Here is a 15,578-nt window from a genome sequence, read left to right as displayed (position 1 = left end):
TCGTCTCACCACCCGCTGTCGATCGTGCGGCTCCGCCGTACCGGTGGACGATGTGTCACCGAGACCGTGTTACCGAGACGACGTCAACCACTCGAGTCTATCGGGTGTGTTCCGCGCTTCACCCTAGCCCACCGAGCAATCGTTCGGTTGCGCTCGGGGTCACACTGTGGGATTGAAGGTGCTTGCGTCACCGACCGACCGGACGCACTCGGCGAAATCGTGCAGATAGGCGTGGACGGGCCCCTCGTCGGGGTCGATGTCGCCCGGTGGTGTCGGTGCGCGCACCTCCGGGTCGGCGACCGGGGTGGGGCCTACGAGATCACCGAGGCGGTTCTCTGCGGGAAACCGGGCAGAGAACCGCATCCCCGAAGGTGTGCGGTTGATCCAGATGAACACTTCGTTGCGCGCATAACTGTGGCTGCGGATCACAGTCGCACGTCCGCTGTCGGCCTCGGCGGCGCCCGGGGCGTAGCGGGTGTCGATGAACGAGATGACGAATTGGGGTTCGCCTCGGTAACCGATGAGTTCTGCCACGCGCAGGAAGGGAAGCGATGCGCCTTGGCGTGCGCGTTTGAGTTCCTCGGTCGCGCGGCCGACTGCTTGATCGAAGGTCGGCGAATCGGACATGTCGAGGCAGAACGGTGCGACAGCGACGAACCAGCCGAGCGCAGTGAGCCACCGACGCTCGCTTCGTGTGTGGCGCGGCAGCACGCAGCGGAACTCCCGATCGCCGGTGCGCCGGTGATGAACGATGGCGAAGGCCGCGAGGATCCCGGCGGTGAGGGTCCCGCCGGCCTCCGAGCACACGGCCGTGAACCGGTTCGCGGCATCGTCGTCGGCGATCACCCCCGACAACGACTCCTGCGGCGCGTCGACGGCTGGATCCGGTGGCGCGTCCGCCGCGATGGCGGGCGCAGGCGAGTAGAACGACGGCATGTCGCCTTCACCCGCGGTGAGGAATGACGTCCACGTCGACACGCTCGGGTGGTCGGCTCCGGTCTGGTCGGCCAGCCGCCGCTCCTGCGCGCTGAAGTCGACATAGCTGCCGACCTCGGGCAGATCGGGGTCTGTGTGCTCGCGCGCGGCGCGGTAGAGGGTGATCAGCTCGTGCTGGGCCATGATCAGGGAGTAGCCATCGACCAGCGAGTGGTCGGCGGCGAACAACAGCGTGAACGACGACTCGCGGCCGACCGTCGCGAACATGTAGGCGGGCCACTGCATGGGTGCGGTCGCACGGTCGAAGGCGCCTGCGATTTGTTCGAGGAGCGGGCCCGACTCGGTGTACCACCCGATTCGCCCCATCTTCAGCCGGACGGTACCCGGCGGTGTGCTCAACCGATGCAGACCGTCGGCCTTGATGACGACGTGGCTGCGTAGGACCTCGTGACGATCGATCCACTGCGACAACGTGGCGCGAATCGCGGGGATGGACAGTGGTTCGTCGAAGTTGATCGAGAGTCCGAGCCACGACTCGCGGCCGCCCTCTCGCCGGGTGCGCATGCGGTAGTCGAATGCGTCGCGCAGATGCTGCTCGTGATTGTGGGAGGTCAGCCGCGAGTCGTCGAGCCAGGTTCCGAGTCCGCCGGGAACCGCGGGGACCCACTCGACGAGACCGCCCGGTTCGATCGGCTCCTCGAGGATCTGAATGAATTTCACCGTGGTCGTCCGAGCCGCGCGCAGCCGATGGTCGCCGTCACCGACGACCGGTCTGACTGCGTACCTGGTTCTTCACGCGGCCGAGCATCCCGGCCATACCGCGCAGGCGCAGCGGGCTGACCGCGGCGTCGAGACCGAGATCGTGGTAGAAGTCGGCGGGCACGCCGAGGATCGCGTCTGCCGACTCGCCGTCGAGGCCCTGCGCGAGGATGGATGCGAAACCGCGGGTCGTCGGGGCTTCACGAGGCGCGCTGAAGTAGAGCCGCACGGCATCGGCATCGGCGGCGTCGACCGACAGGAACACCGGTGACTGGCACTCCGGCACCGGTTCCATCGCCTCGGTTGCGAGGTCGTCGGGCAGTGGGGGCAGTTCGCCTGCGAACTCGAGCAGCAACGTCACCTTGTCCGAATCACCAAGGGCGGCAAAGTCGTCGACGATCTCGGCGAGCGCTGTGGGAAGGGTGCCCATCGGAATGCCTAGGCGGGGGCGTCGCCGGGTTCTTCGCCGACCGCGATGGGCACGCGCACCGCGTTGCCCCATTCGGTCCAGGACCCGTCGTAGTTGCGAACGCGTGTGAAGCCGAGCAGATGAGTCAACACGAACCAGGTGTGACTCGACCGCTCACCGATACGGCAGTAGGCGATGGTCGGGGTGTCGGGTTCGAGGTCGCCGTAGATTTCGTCGAGCTCGTCGCGCGAGCGGAACCGGCCGTCCGAGCGTGCGGCCTTGGCCCACGGGATCGAGATCGCCGTTGGGATGTGACCGCCGCGCAGTGCACCCTCCTCGGGGTAGTCGGGCATGTGGGTGCGCTCGCCGGTGTACTCCTGCGGAGACCGCACGTCGACGAGCGGTTCGGTGCCGAGTGAGGCGCGCACGTCCGACTCGAACGCACGGATCAGTGAATCGTCACGTTCGACGACGGGGTACTCGGAGCGCGGATACTCGGGTACGTCGAACGAGGTGTCGCGATCCTCTGACATCCACGCGTCGCGGCCGCCGTCGAGCAGGCGCACGTCCTCGTGGCCGAACAACGTGAAGACCCACAACGCGTACGCGGCCCACCAGTTGCTCTTGTCGCCGTAGATCACGATGGTGTCGTCGCGCTCGATTCCCTTGCTGCGCATCAGTTCTGCGAACTTCTCACCGTCGATGTAGTCGCGCACGACCTGATCGTTGAGGTGTAGGTGCCAGTCGACCTTCTGCGCCGTCGGGATGTGTCCGATGTCGTAGAGCAGGACGTCCTCATCGGACTCGATGATCTTGAGACCCTTGGCTCCCAGATGCGCGGACAGCCACTGGGTGGTGACCAGACGCTCGGGGTGCGCGTAACCGGCGAATGCCGGGTTCGGATCGGTTTCCACAGTCACAGTGTGATTCTCCAGCTCGGATCGGGGCCACGGCGCGGCGGCGCAGGACGGCGCAATTCAGCCTAGTCGACAACGCACTGACCGCACGGTTGGGCGTGGGGTGAATTCAGACGTTGTTCGACGTCCACAGTGAGCTCACGGGGATGCCCAGTCGGCGCAGTAGGTGGCGGACGGTGGGCAATCCGATCCCGATCACCGACGACGGATCGCCGTCGATGCTCTCGATGAACCAGCCGCCCCGGCCGTCGAGCGTGAACGCCCCGGCCACCTCGAGTGGTTCACCGGTCGACACGTATGCGTTGATCTCGTCGTCGTCGACATCGGCGAAGCGGACAACCGTCGACGCCGACTCCGCGCTGCGGCCCACCACCTCCAGCCCGCTGATGTGAGACACGCAATGCCCGGTGAGAAGCTGGGCCTCGTCGCCGCGCAGGCGCTTCCACTGCTCGATCGCCACCTCGGCCGAATGTGGCTTACCGGTCAGGGTTCCACGGTGCAGGAGCATCGAATCGCAGGTGAGCACCACGAGGTCGGGGAGTGTCTGCGCGTCGGCCGACCCAGCGTGGTCGAGGCGTTCGCCCAGCAGCGTTCTGATCACCGAGTCGGCCTTCGCCTGCGCGAGACGCGTGACCGCGTCACCGGGTGCCTCGGCGGCCAGTGTCGTGAGAAGGTGGTCCTCGTCGACCTCGGAGACGACGACGCGGGGGTCGAGGCCCGCGTGTCGCAGGACCGACAGGCGGGCGGGAGATGCCGACCCCAGCACAACCTCGAGGTGGCGGCCATCGGCTGAGCCGCTCACCGCGTCACCTCCACTCGACGTGCCGGGTCACAGTCATCTGCCTGCATCGTCAGAAGCGCAGGAACGACGACGGAGAGCCCCACACCGGACGCAGCTGATCGATCGGACGGCCCCACTCGTTGCGGGGCTCGGACCTCCTCGGCTCCGACGCGCCGCCGGAACCTGTGGCGAGCAACGCCAGCAGCACGGCGATCTCCTCGTCGGTCGGGTTGCCCTTCACCACGCGCAGCACCGGCCGACCCGGCTGATCGGTGGTGTCGGCGTGCGGGGTCTGGTCCTGTGGTGTGCTCACAGCGGGATGTTCCCATGCTTCTTCGGCGGCACGTTGACCACCTTGCGTTCGAGGAGTTTGAGCGCCGTGGCGATCTGCCCGCGGGTGTGGCTCGGCGGGATCACCGCGTCGACGTATCCGCGTTCGGCGGCAACGTACGGGTTGACCAGGGTGTCCTCGTACTCCTCTTGCAGCTTCAGGCGCAGTGCGTCGACGTCCTCGCCGTTGGCGGCCGCTTCCTTCAACTGTGATCGGTAGACGAATCCGACTGCGCCCGATGCGCCCATCACGGCGATCTGGGCGGTCGGCCAGGCGAGGTTGACGTCGGCGCCCATGTGCTTGGAGCCCATGACGTCGTAGGCGCCGCCGTACGCTTTCCGGGTGATCACGGTGATCTTGCCGACGGTCGCCTCACCGTACGCATAGAGCAGTTTGGCTCCGCGTCGGATGATGCCGTTGTATTCCTGGTCGGTGCCCGGCAGGAAGCCCGGCACGTCGACGAGGGTCACGATCGGCACGTTGAATGCGTCGCACGTCCGAACGAACCGGGCTGCCTTCTCCGATGCGTTGATGTCGAGACATCCCGCGAACTGGGTCGGCTGATTGGCGACGATACCGACGCTGCGCCCGTCGACCCGACCGAAACCGACGACGATGTTGGTTGCGTACTCGGCCTGGACCTCGAGGAATTCGTCGTCGTCGAGGATGCGCCGGATGACCTCGTGCATGTCGTAGGGCTGGTTGGGTGAGTCGGGGATGAGGGTGTCGAGTTCGAGGTCTTCGTCGGTGAGGGTGTCCTCGATCGATCCTGCGGCGGGCTCGTCGACCGGCAGGTGTGGCGGCTCGGCGCGATTGTTGCTCGGGAGGTAGCCGAGCAACTCCCTGACGTACTCGAGTGCGTCTTCCTCATCGGAGCCGACGTAGTGTGCGACGCCGGATTTGGTCATGTGGGTGGTGGCGCCGCCGAGCGCCTCCATGGTGACGTCCTCGCCGGTGACGGTCTTGATGACGTCGGGACCGGTGATGAACATCTGACTCGTCTGGTCGACCATCACGACGAAGTCGGTCAGGGCGGGCGAGTACACGTGCCCGCCGGCGGCTGCGCCCATGATGAGCGAGATCTGCGGGATCACACCAGACGCGCGCACGTTGCGGTAGAAGATGTCGGCGTAGAGGCCGAGGGAGACCACGCCCTCCTGGATGCGCGCACCTGCGCCCTCGTTGATGCCGATCAGGGGTCGGCCGGTCTTGATCGCGAGGTCCATGACCTTGACGATCTTCTCGCCGTAGACTTCGCCGAGACTGCCGCCGAAAACGGTGACGTCCTGGCTGAAGACACAGACCTCGCGTCCGTCGATGGTGCCGTAGCCGGTGACCACACCGTCGCCGAGCGGTCGACGCTCGGCGAGCCCGAAGTTGGTGCTGCGGTGACGCGCGAGGGCGTCGAGCTCGACGAAGGAGTCATCGTCGAGGAGATGGGTGATGCGCTCGCGTGCCGTCAGCTTGCCCTTTGCGTGGACTTTCTCGATGGCTGCTTCGCCGACGGGGTGGCGGGCTTCGTCGAGGCGCTGGCGCAGGTCGGCGAGCTTGCCCGCGGTGGTGTGGATGTCTGGAGCAGCGTCGGGCTGCTGCGGCGCAGAGGTCATAACAGCCGATGCTATCGAGCGCTCGGTAGCTCGCGTCAACCGCCCCAATATGAGATGTGCCTCATCTTTGCCGTGACCGGCGCCACGGTGAGGCGTCGAAGTGATGTCATGACCGCCGTGCGTGCGCGACTAATCTCGGTGGATGTGAGCGACGAGCAGACATCATCCGACTCCCGGTCCCCCCGAGATGCCGAGGCGCTTCGCGCGGCGATCGCCGAACGCGTCGGTTCGCCGGGACACGGCGTGGCGTCGACAATCGAGGTGGTCGACGCGACGGGGTCGACGAACGCCGATCTCGCGGCACGCGCCGCTGAGCCCGGGATCATCGGTACGGTGCGGATCACCACCGACCAGACGTCGGGACGTGGCAGGCACGCCCGCGTGTGGTCGGCGCCGCCCGGGGGGCAGGTGGCCGTCTCCGTGGTGCTCGACGCTCGCGGCAGTACCGAGCGACTGGGCTGGTTGTCGCTGGCGACGGGAGTCGCCGCGGCGTCGGCCATAGAGTCGGCGACCGGAGTGCGTCCGACACTCAAGTGGCCCAACGACGTGCTGGTCGACGGTAAGAAGGTGGCCGGAATCCTGGCCGAGTACATCCCGTCGCCCGCCGGCGGCGTGGTGATCGTCGGGATCGGCATCAACACCGCGATGACGGCCGACGAACTCCCCGTGGACACGGCCACGAGCCTGCAGATCGAAAGCGGTCAGCCGGTCGACGTGCCGACTCTGGTTGCCGACTATCTGAAGGCACTCGGCGACATGCCGTGGCCGGACGACATCGAGGACCTGGCCCGTCGCTATCGCGATCGGTGCGACACACTCGGCCGTCGGGTTCGGCTCTCGTTGCCCGACGAGCGGAGCGTCGACGGCGTTGCCGACGATGTGGACGAGCAGGGGCGGATCGTTATCCGCACAGACGATGGCCCGTTCACGGCTGCTGCGGGCGACGTGCTGCACCTGCGCCCGGCACAGAACTGAACCCGAGGTCGACGGTCAGTGCTGGATACTCTTCTCGCCCATCGCGGGAATCAGTGACAGGACGGGAAGCCCGATGACGAGATGGACCACCGCCGTACCGATGCCCGTGGATATCTGTGCCGACAACACAAGCGGGATGATCACCGCCGCAGCGGTCAGCAACCCGACGATCCAGCGATAGAACTGGTTGGGCGACGGCGTCGTGAGGTACAGGACGTACCACAGGGCGCCGCCCGCGAGTGCGCAGAGAAATCCCGTGATGGCGAACCAGTACTCGTCCTGAGCCAGTGGATTCCACACCCCCAGGTTGCCCGCCTCGTTCACGCGCTGGGCGATGGCCCGGATGATCCACGCGACCAGCCAGGCGGCAAGACCCGTCACGACGCCGCTCATCACGACCCCGCCCGCGTAGAGCCCGGCGTTGATGCCGGGACGTTGGCGCGCCTTGGGCTGCCTGTCGTACGAACCCGCGCCCGACTGCGCATAGCGCGGGTCGTACTGCGCTGACTCGTAGCGGCCGTTGTCGTAGGGCTGCTGGTAGCGATCGGTTGGCTGGCTGTATGCGCGCGACTGCGGCGAGTAGCCGGTTTCGTAGCGCGCTGTACCCGCATCCCGTGGGTCTTGGTCCCGGGGATCGCGGGGGTCGCGGTAGCTCATGGTTCTCCTGACCTGTTGCGCGTCGTGTGCACGCAGTCTACCGAGCGAGCCGTCGACGCCGGGTCGGGTTGACCAGTCACCCGTTCATCTGCGGATATGCTGAGATTCATGTCGTTTCCTCGGGACAACCTCGCCGGAGGCGAACGCGTCGTGGTACATCACCACCCCCACTGGAAGTGCCTGACCGGACCGTTCTCGACGTTCATCGTGTGCACCGGACTCGCAGGCCTTGCCGCGGGAGCGATCGCGGCGTCGACGCTCAACGCGATGTTGACGATGGTCCTCAACATCGTGGTGGCGGTGTGCTGGGCGGCCGCGGCGGTCTGGTTCTTCGCCCGCCCGCTCGTCGCATGGAAGTCGACGCACTTCGTGCTCACCGATCGCCGTGTGATCTTCCGCAGGGGCGTGCTCACCCGCTCGGGCATCGACATTCCCATCCGACGGATCAACACGGTCGAGTTCCGACACGGTCTGCTCGACCGCATGTTGCGGACCGGGACGCTGATCATCGAGTCGGCCTCGGACGAACCTCTGTTGTTCGACGATGTGCCGCAGGTCGAACGGGTCCATGCGCTCCTCTACCACGAGGTACTCGATGTCGCCGACGATCGCTTCGACGACGTCGTCGACACCTCCGACCGATACGCGGGCGCAGGACGCGGCGGTTACGAGGACGCAGGGCGCGGCGGTGGCGCCGCGTACTCTCGCCGGGTGGAGGTCGACAGGCGATGACGGACGTATTGCTCGCAGAAGACGATGCGGCGATCGCGGAGCCACTGGCACGCGCGTTAGCCCGCGAAGGCTACGGATGCGACGTCGTGGGGACGGGATCGGCGGCGCTCGAACAGGCCCGGGACCACCGCTACGAGCTACTCATCCTCGACCTCGGGCTTCCCGAGATCGACGGCCTCGAGGTGTGCCGGCGGGTCCGCGTCGAACGTCCTGAGCTCGCGGTGTTGATGCTGACGGCGCGCACTGACGAGGTCGACTTCGTCGTCGGACTCGACGCCGGCGCCGACGACTACGTGGGCAAGCCGTTCCGGTTGGCCGAACTCCTCGCGCGGGTGCGTGCGTTGCTGCGGCGTCGACAGACTGTCGACGTCGTGCTCACCGGCGGCGACATCCAGCTCGATGCCCGCGGACGGCGCGTGCTCGTCAACGGTGAGGACCTCGTGCTGGCGAACCGTGAATTCGACCTCCTTCGCTTCCTCATGGAGCGGGCGGGGGAGGTGGTGTCGCGCGACGAGATCCTGACCGAGGTGTGGGGTTCGGCGGACCTGCGTTCGTCCAAGACGCTCGACATGCACATCTCGTGGCTTCGCCGCAAGATCGGCGATGACCGTCACGACCGACCGCGTCACATCGTGACCGTGCGCGGTGTCGGCTTCCGGTTCGACGCGTAGAGGAGCGCTGCGGTGCGTCGTCGAATCCTCTACACGATGATCGCCATGCTGTTGGCGGTCGGCGCGCTGCTGGGTATCCCGCTCAGTGTCGTCGCATGGTGGTGGGTGGCCGACAGCGCGCACCAGTCGATGGATTCGCGGCTCAAGACGATCTCCGATCAGATCATCCGGCAGGCCGAGATGGGCGAGCACCTCGACGGATCAGTCATCGACTCCGAGTCGATCCGGCTCATGCTTCCCGAAGACGGCAGGCTCACCCTGCGCTATCACGGCGGTAACGGTGCGCCCGTCAGCACGTCCATCGGTACCGACATCACGGGGAAGACGATGTCGGACTCGATCGGTCTCGGAGCAGCGGGCACCTTGCTCCTCGAGATCCCGATGGACACCGTTCGTTCCGATCAGCTCGCCGCCGTCGGCATCGTGTGCATCGTGGTCGCGGGGTCGATGGCCGCGGGCACGGTGGCGGCTGCGGTGACGGCGGGACGCATCGCCGACCCGCTGATCGACCTCGCCGACCGCTCCGAGGCCATGGCACGCGGCGACTTCCGGTCGCGGTGGAAGACCTACGGAATAGACGAGCTCGACCGCGTCTCCCGAGCATTGGGCGACGCGAACGCCGAGATCGCGCTGCGTCTCGAACGCGAGGGTGAGATCGTCGGTGACGTCTCGCATCAGATCCGTTCGCGCCTGACGGCGATCCAGCTGCGCCTCGACGAACTCTCGCTCCACGACGATCCCGCGGTCGTGAGTGAGGCCGAAGCAGCGCTCGGACAGGTCGATCGCCTTGCTGCCGAACTCGACGAGCTCGTCGCCGCATCGCGTGATGATCCGGCCCAACCCGACAGCGTCGACGTGTCGTCACTGATCACCACTCTCGTGGGCGACTTCGATCAGACCTTCTCCGCCGAGGGACGCAGCCTGACCGCCTCGTTCCAGGGCGACGCCGTGGCGCGCAGTTCGAGGCCCGGCCGACTACGCGAAGCGGTCAGCGTGTTGGTCGACAACGCGCTGCAGCACGGCAGCGGCGAGTGCCGGATCTCCGTCAGCGACCTCAAGGGCGACATGCTCCGGATCACTGTCGCCGACGAGGGGACCGGCGTCGCGGACGAGGTGGCCACCGATATCTTCCGACGGGGGTTTTCCGGCGGCGCGGGCAACGGTGTCGGACTCTCGCTCGCCCGGGCGCTCGTCGAAGCCGACGGTGGACGGCTCGAGCTCACCTCGCGACGGCCGCCGGTCTTCGCGATCGTGGTACCGGCAGCAGCCGCTGACGAGGACGCCGGCGGCTCGGGTGAGGGCGACGGAACGCACACGGTCTCGCGAAACAAGGTCCCGGTGAAGAAGGACGCGGTGGCAACGTCGGCGCGGCGCGATGCCGCGGCACGGGTGGGCCTCAGACGCGACCGTGTGCCGCATCGGTGACACCCAGCCGGACATGCCACGATGTAACGCGTGACTGCCCGAGATCCAGATTCCGGCGCGAACTCCGCGGCGCCGCCAGATGCGGCCGCGCGCGTGATCCCCGACCGCGACGTACTGCCCACCGTGACGATGATCGGGGGCGGTCAGCTCGCCCGAATGACCCATCAGGCGTCGATCGCGCTCGGCGAATGTCTGCGTGTGCTCGCCGCGAGCGTCGCTGATCCCGCCGCCCAGGTCAGCGCTGACGTCGTGCTCGGCTCCCACGACGACCTCGACGATCTGCGCCGCGCCGCCAGCGGTGCTGTGGCCCTCACGTTCGACCACGAGGGGGTGCCACTCGAGCACCTGCGGATGCTGGAGTCCGAAGGTGTTGCGGTGCGTCCGCCGTCGGCGGCACTGCTCTACGCCCAGGACAAACGCGCAATGCGGGTGAAACTGCGTGAACTCGGCCTCCCGATTCCCGACTTCGCGGACCTCTCGGGCGACCTCGGCCTTGCCCGCGGGCGACTCGTCGAGTTCGGCGAACGACACGAATGGCAGATCGTACTCAAGGCGGTGCGCGGGGGATACGACGGTCGTGGGGTCTGGATCGTCGACGGCGCGCGCGAGGCGCTCGCGGTCTTTGACGAGCAGTTCGCCGCCGGGACCGACCTGATTGCAGAGGCAAAGGTGGCGATGCGCCGCGAGCTGTCGGCGATGATCGCGCGTTCGCCGTTCGGTCAGGGTGGCGCCTGGCCCGTCGTGGAGACGGTGCAGCGCAGGGGACAGTGCGCGGTGGTCGTCGCGCCTGCGCCAGAACTGAGCGACGACGTCGCTGAGCGCGCACAGGAGATGGCGCTGCGGTTGGCATCCGAGCTCGGCGTCGTCGGCGTGATGGCGATGGAGCTCTTCGAGACAACCGATGGCGACCTGCTCGTCAACGAACTTGCCATGCGACCGCACAACAGCGGTCACTGGACCATGGACGGGGCGGTGACGTCACAGTTCGAGCAGCACCTGCGCGCCGTCCTCGACTACCCGCTCGGAGACACGGCTCCGCGTGCCGAGGTGACGGTGATGGCCAACATTCTCGGCGCGCAGGACGCTCCCGAGATGTCGATGGATGAGCGCACGCATCACCTGATGGCGCGTATGCCCGATGCGCGCATCCACCTGTATGGAAAGGGTGAGCGTCCGGACCGCAAGATCGGACATGTCAACATCGTGGGGAAGCCGGGCGACGACGTCGCCACGGTCCGCGAACGCGCCGAACGTGCGGCGCACTGGATGTCACACGCCGAGTGGACAGATGGGTGGGACCCGCATTCATGAACGACGAGACGACAGGCGCCCCGGTGGACCACAAGACAGACCCGGCCGAGCAGGAGACACGCGTGCCCGAGCAGGAGACACGCGTGCCCGAGCAGGAGTCGGCTGCGGCCGAATCCGCGACGGTGGCAGACGCGGCGGGGACCCCTGCCGGTTCTGAGCCGACGGGCCATGCGGAGGCGGGCTACGCGGAGCAGACGAGCGAGGCGGTCGACGCTGCATCGACCACACCGCTGCGTCACCGGGCGCGCGTCGGCCTGATCATGGGTAGCGACTCGGACTGGCCGACGATGGAGGCCGCGGCCGAAGCACTTGCGGAGTTCGACGTGCCGTTCGAGGTGGGGGTCGTGTCGGCCCACCGCACCCCGCAGCGCATGCTCGACTACGCGAAGTCGGCTGCGGCAGAGGGCATCGAGGTCATCATCGCAGGTGCGGGTGGTGCGGCACACCTGCCGGGGATGGTCGCTGCGGCAACGCCGCTACCGGTCATCGGCGTGCCGGTGCCGCTGCGTTATCTCGACGGCATGGACTCACTGCTGTCGATCGTGCAGATGCCCGCCGGTGTGCCGGTGGCCACCGTGTCGATCGGCGGCGCGCGCAATGCGGGGCTGCTCGCCGTGCGTATCCTCGGTTCGTCCGACCCGGTACTGCGAGCTCGCATGGAGGCCTTCCAGCGCAGTCTCGAACAACTCGTGCTCGACAAGGATGCTGCGCTGCGTCAGCGCTTGCTCGGCGGCGACTGACCGTCGTCGAGCGGCTTGGTCCTCGGAGGAGCGTCCCGGCTATCGCGGGGTTGACGTCGAGTCAGCGTCGTCGGGAGCAACCAGGCTGCCCTGCAGTGCCCATTCGAATCCACGTCCGGCGAGACCGGCGACAAGGGGAAGATCCGGCGAGTCGGCCGGAATGATCGTGGGTCGGACCAGCTTGTACTGCTTGCCCTTTCGGGTGATCCCCGCCGACCCTGCGGTGAGCGTGTTACGCACCCAGTCGGTGTCGCGTCCGTAGGCCAGGATGATGAAGATCTTCTGATCGTCAGGTGTTCCGCTGACCCACGCGAGTACCGGGGTCGAGTAGATCCGACCGCTCGAGCGGCCGACGTGGTGGACCATCGCCCACGGCGGCAGGTACGGGGCCCAGCGACGTTGTATCGGATTGGTGATCTTCTTGTTGGCGCGGGCGAGCCACTCGGGTAGTTGCATGTGATCCACTCTGCCGCATGTGACACCGCCGGTGAACCCGTTCGGCGCGTGGCGTCACACTGCGGACAGATCTCTCACTCGAGTACCACGTCGGCGCGTTCGGACGCCGCGCGCGATGCGAGGTCCGTATCGGGTGTCGGGGACACCCACACAAGACTCGCCCCGACGCTCATCGGTGCGACCAGATTCGAGAGAATTCCGGTGCCCGTGCGCCATTCACGCGTTGAGAGCACTCGGTTGTGCGGTCGAACACCGTCGGAGGCTGCCTCCGTCGACGCGGCGTCGAGCAGCTGCGCCGCGGTGGCCCCGTCGAGTGCGGGGCCCGAATACCGGGACGGTGAATACTGATCGCCGTGCACCCGGACCGCCGAGGCGTAGTCGGTGACCCCTGGCGGAAGATCGGCGACGCCGAGCGCAAACGGATCGAGCGAGGCCACGACGAGTTCGTCAGCGTCGGAGTGGTTGTCGATTGCTGCTGCGCTGGTGAACACGACCCGAGGGTCGTCGGACCCTGGTGTGACATGCACATGGGCACCGGTCCACCACGCCCCCAACAGGATCGCAGCCGTCTGCCAGTGCTCGGGCAGGTCGACCGCGACGTCGTCGCCGGGCACCAGACCGAGTTCGACGACGAGATAGTTGGCCGTCTTGGCCGCCCAGTTGCCCAGTGTCGCCCCCGACAGCTCGGTGCGTTCGCCGCTGTGGTCGTCGTAGTAGGTGAGTAGGGGGCTGGCCCAGTCGTCGATATGAGCGAACAGCGCGGCGGTCAGCGTGTCATCGGTCATCGGTTCACACGGTTCATCGGGTTACACACTCCATCAGTTCACGCACACCGGTCCGTCGGTGCCTGCCGTGATCGGCGGGGCATTGTTGCCCACCCGCTGACTTGCGGGCTTGCTATCGGTCTGGGCACCTGTGTCGTTGATCGATCCGGGACCGGCAAAGGTGTTCGTGAGCACCAACTTCAGGTGATGCTCGTCGAGATCGGGCTGTGCCTCGACGCGCACCGCCCGCAGATCCTTTGCAAGCAACTGGGCGCCGGGGTTGTCGGCGCTGTGGGCGTAGATCACCGAATCCTTGATGTCCGCGGGGGTGCTACTTGTTTTTCCTGCCTGGAAACCCTTGTTGGTCAGGATGTTCGAGACATTGGCTGCCAGTCCGTCGATGGTTCCCGCGTTGTCGACGTCGACGGTGTAGTCGCCACGGCGTGACTGTGACTTCGACGCGTCGTTGTCGAGCAGGTTGCTGGTGAAGGTGTGCACGGCATTGGGATCGACGGTCACGACGCTCTGCTGTCCGTCCTCGCTCCATCCCTGCTCGTCGAGAACGGGAATCGTCGCGAACTTGACCCGTCCGCCGCTGAGATCCTTGAGTTGTTCGGCGAATTGCACGACGTTCCAGTCGTTGTCGATCACCACCGAACGGGAGACGGCGTCTTCGAGCTCGTTCAGCTTCCCCGGATCGGTCAGGGTGTGTGCCGACAGGATCTTCTGCGTCAGTGAGGCCATGTAGACCTGCTGGCGCGTGATGCGGTCGAGATCACCACGGGGGAGTTCGTGGCGCTGGCGGACGAAGCTCAATGCCTGTGGGCCGTTGAGGGTTTGGCGACCTGCATGGAATCGTGCGCCTGAGAACGGCTCGTTCACTGCATCTTTGAGGCACACCTCGACGCCGCCGACCGCCTTGGTCAGCAGGGCGAACCCGAGTAGACCGACCTCGGCGTAGTGGTCGACCTTGACACCGGTGAGGTCGGCAACCGTGTCGATCAGCGCTTTGCGGCCGGCGAGTGTGCCCTCGCGCTCGGCGTCTTGTTCGGTCTCGCCGGCTTCGACCGCCCGCTTGCGCGCACCCTCTCGGGTGGTGCCGTAGGCCGCGTTGATCTTCGACATCCCGATCCCGGGTACGGAGACATAGGAATCGCGCGGGATCGAGATCGCGGTTGCCGACGATCCGTCGTTGGGGATGCGGATGAGCAGAATGGTGTCGGTGTTGGTGGAGATGTCGTCGCCTGCCCGCAGCCACTTGAGTTCTTCTGGGGACAGCGGGTTTCCCTTGGCGTCCGTTCGTGAATCGGTGCCCACCAGGAGAATGTCGGTGGCGCCGTCGTCGCCTCCGCCGAGGTCGAGCCCGCCGAGTTGGGTGATCTTCGACGTCAACCCGTTGACGCTGCTCCACGCATAGCCGGTGCACACCAGTACGGCGATCGACACCAGTGCGATCAGTCCGCGTCCCCACGCCTTGCGGCCGAATCCGCCGACGGTGGCCAGTGCACCCCGCTCAGGTGGCGGTGGATTCTGGTCCGGGTTCCTGTCGTCGGGTCCGGATCGCCCGGCATTCTTCCGGGCGGACGACTTCGTGGTGTGGATCTCGCCCGAGCGTCGCTGGCGACCGCGGCGCGGCCCGGCCGGTGGTGTGGGTGCGTCGTTGTCATCGGGTGTCTGCGGGCCGGGCCTCGACCCTGCATTCGGCGGGACCCGCCGTGGTGGTTGCGGGGTACGCGGGCGTTGCCCGTCGGGACGTCCTCGGCGAGGTGCTTCTGCATCGTTGCGTCGGGGTTGCCCAGCACCATGTCGGCGCGGCGAATCAGCGCCATCACGGCGTGGTGGCTCCGCGCCGTCGCGTCGCCGTTGCGCGTCTGCGCTGTCTCGCCGCTGCGCATCTGCGCTGTTTCGGCGTGGTGCGTCGGGTGTCGCAGCGCCGGGGCGGGGCCGTTTCGGTGCAGGCGTGCGGTGTTCGCCGTTCTGGGCAGGGCGTCGGGGACGGGCCGCCCGGTGCTCGTCATGCGCATCCGAGGTTCGGCGTCGGGGTCCGCTGGGTCGCCGGCGCGCGCCTTCGGGTCGTGACTCCACGAGTGGTCAGGTCCTTTGCGAT

16 protein-coding genes are annotated in these 15,578 nt (G+C 67.0%); 6 read left to right on the top strand and 10 right to left on the bottom strand.

Annotated features, from left to right (window positions below):
• Positions 1-159: 159 nt before the first annotated feature.
• From GOACH_RS09470 to GOACH_RS09445, 6 genes are all read right to left on the bottom strand, one after another.
• A complete protein-coding gene (locus GOACH_RS09470) occupies positions 160-1,656 on the bottom strand; it encodes a condensation domain-containing protein (RefSeq protein WP_005173949.1) in 1,497 nt (498 codons plus the stop codon).
• Positions 1,657-1,693: 37 nt separating this feature from the next.
• Positions 1,694-2,125: a SufE family protein gene (locus GOACH_RS09465; RefSeq protein WP_005173948.1), complete on the bottom strand. Its 432-nt coding sequence runs from the start codon at positions 2,123-2,125 to the stop codon at positions 1,694-1,696.
• A gap of 8 nt (positions 2,126-2,133) precedes the next feature.
• On the bottom strand, positions 2,134-3,024 hold the full coding sequence (locus GOACH_RS09460; protein WP_005173945.1) for a sulfurtransferase: 891 nt from the start codon (positions 3,022-3,024) through the stop codon (positions 2,134-2,136).
• A gap of 106 nt (positions 3,025-3,130) precedes the next feature.
• A complete protein-coding gene (locus GOACH_RS09455) occupies positions 3,131-3,823 on the bottom strand; it encodes a Maf family protein (RefSeq protein ID WP_005173944.1) in 693 nt (230 codons plus the stop codon).
• A gap of 49 nt (positions 3,824-3,872) precedes the next feature.
• Positions 3,873-4,115: an acyl-CoA carboxylase subunit epsilon gene (locus GOACH_RS09450; protein ID WP_005173943.1), complete on the bottom strand. Its 243-nt coding sequence runs from the start codon at positions 4,113-4,115 to the stop codon at positions 3,873-3,875.
• Positions 4,112-5,740 carry an acyl-CoA carboxylase subunit beta gene (locus GOACH_RS09445; RefSeq protein WP_005173938.1) on the bottom strand — a complete coding sequence of 543 codons (1,629 nt, stop codon included), beginning with the start codon at positions 5,738-5,740 and terminating at the stop codon, positions 4,112-4,114. The genes GOACH_RS09450 and GOACH_RS09445 overlap by 4 nt, the downstream gene beginning before the upstream one ends.
• A 108-nt stretch (positions 5,741-5,848) precedes the next feature.
• On the opposite strand from GOACH_RS09445, the gene GOACH_RS09440 reads away from it, so the two are divergent.
• Complete coding sequence (locus tag GOACH_RS09440) at positions 5,849-6,715, top strand: biotin--[acetyl-CoA-carboxylase] ligase (protein ID WP_005173936.1); 867 nt, start codon at positions 5,849-5,851, stop codon at positions 6,713-6,715.
• 15 nt (positions 6,716-6,730) lie between these two features.
• Here GOACH_RS09440 and GOACH_RS09435 read toward each other — a convergent pair whose 3' ends face one another.
• Positions 6,731-7,372 (bottom strand): DUF6069 family protein, encoded by a 642-nt coding sequence (locus tag GOACH_RS09435; protein ID WP_005173934.1) that lies wholly within the window; start codon positions 7,370-7,372, stop codon positions 6,731-6,733.
• Positions 7,373-7,480: 108 nt separating this feature from the next.
• On the opposite strand from GOACH_RS09435, the gene GOACH_RS09430 reads away from it, so the two are divergent.
• From GOACH_RS09430 to purE, 5 genes are all read left to right on the top strand, one after another.
• Positions 7,481-8,104, top strand: a complete 624-nt coding sequence (locus GOACH_RS09430; RefSeq protein WP_040518271.1) for a PH domain-containing protein — start codon at positions 7,481-7,483, stop codon at positions 8,102-8,104.
• The gene (locus tag GOACH_RS09425; RefSeq protein WP_005173930.1) at positions 8,101-8,775 is read left to right on the top strand and encodes a response regulator transcription factor; all 675 of its coding nucleotides are present in this window, start codon (positions 8,101-8,103) and stop codon (positions 8,773-8,775) included. The genes GOACH_RS09430 and GOACH_RS09425 overlap by 4 nt, the downstream gene beginning before the upstream one ends.
• Before the next feature lie 12 nt (positions 8,776-8,787).
• The gene (locus GOACH_RS09420) at positions 8,788-10,200 is read left to right on the top strand and encodes a sensor histidine kinase (RefSeq protein WP_005173929.1); all 1,413 of its coding nucleotides are present in this window, start codon (positions 8,788-8,790) and stop codon (positions 10,198-10,200) included.
• Positions 10,201-10,230: 30 nt separating this feature from the next.
• Positions 10,231-11,511 carry a 5-(carboxyamino)imidazole ribonucleotide synthase gene (locus GOACH_RS09415; RefSeq protein WP_083859042.1) on the top strand — a complete coding sequence of 427 codons (1,281 nt, stop codon included), beginning with the start codon at positions 10,231-10,233 and terminating at the stop codon, positions 11,509-11,511.
• 230 nt (positions 11,512-11,741) lie between these two features.
• Complete coding sequence (purE, locus tag GOACH_RS09410) at positions 11,742-12,251, top strand: 5-(carboxyamino)imidazole ribonucleotide mutase (RefSeq protein ID WP_040518267.1); 510 nt, start codon at positions 11,742-11,744, stop codon at positions 12,249-12,251.
• A 39-nt stretch (positions 12,252-12,290) separates the two neighbouring features.
• Here purE and GOACH_RS09405 read toward each other — a convergent pair whose 3' ends face one another.
• The 3 genes from GOACH_RS09405 to GOACH_RS09395 form a co-directional block, all read right to left on the bottom strand.
• Positions 12,291-12,707: a PNPOx family protein gene (locus GOACH_RS09405; RefSeq protein ID WP_040518265.1), complete on the bottom strand. Its 417-nt coding sequence runs from the start codon at positions 12,705-12,707 to the stop codon at positions 12,291-12,293.
• A gap of 74 nt (positions 12,708-12,781) precedes the next feature.
• Complete coding sequence (locus GOACH_RS09400; protein ID WP_005173922.1) at positions 12,782-13,492, bottom strand: TIGR03089 family protein; 711 nt, start codon at positions 13,490-13,492, stop codon at positions 12,782-12,784.
• Positions 13,493-13,525: 33 nt separating this feature from the next.
• Positions 13,526-15,556, bottom strand: a complete 2,031-nt coding sequence (locus tag GOACH_RS09395) for an LCP family protein (RefSeq protein ID WP_083859041.1) — start codon at positions 15,554-15,556, stop codon at positions 13,526-13,528.
• Between the last annotated feature and the right edge of the window lie 22 nt (positions 15,557-15,578).

Origin of the sequence: Gordonia aichiensis NBRC 108223, from assembly GCF_000332975.1 — a bacterium.
Taxonomy (GTDB): Bacteria; Actinomycetota; Actinomycetes; order Mycobacteriales; family Mycobacteriaceae; genus Gordonia; species Gordonia aichiensis.
Note: the sequence above shows the minus strand (reverse complement) of the source record. Positions and strands in the feature narration are given on the sequence as shown.